The organism is Bacillus cereus group sp. BceL220, from assembly GCF_051776965.1.
Lineage (GTDB): Bacteria > Bacillota > Bacilli > Bacillales > Bacillaceae_G > Bacillus_A > Bacillus_A cereus.
Genome location: NZ_JBPWBC010000063.1, coordinates 1 through 361 on the forward strand (window position 1 = coordinate 1; position 361 = coordinate 361).

The window sequence follows — 361 nt, forward strand, 5'->3', positions numbered from 1 at the left end:
AACGAAACAAACAACGTGAAACGTCAATTTTTATTTTTAGATGCTAGACAAACTAACTTTATTGGAGAGTTTGATCCTGGCTCAGGATGAACGCTGGCGGCGTGCCTAATACATGCAAGTCGAGCGAATGGATTGAGAGCTTGCTCTCAAGAAGTTAGCGGCGGACGGGTGAGTAACACGTGGGTAACCTGCCCATAAGACTGGGATAACTCCGGGAAACCGGGGCTAATACCGGATAATATTTTGAACTGCATGGTTCGAAATTGAAAGGCGGCTTCGGCTGTCACTTATGGATGGACCCGCGTCGCATTAGCTAGTTGGTGAGGTAACGGCTCACCAAGGCAACGATGCGTAGCCGACC

Annotated in this window: 1 rRNA gene; it reads left to right on the forward strand. The window is 48.8% G+C overall.

Features of this window, described 5'->3' with window-relative positions:
- Nucleotides 1-58: 58 nt before the first annotated feature.
- Nucleotides 59-361, forward strand: a 16S ribosomal RNA gene (locus ACS2FK_RS30540); the annotation flags it as partial.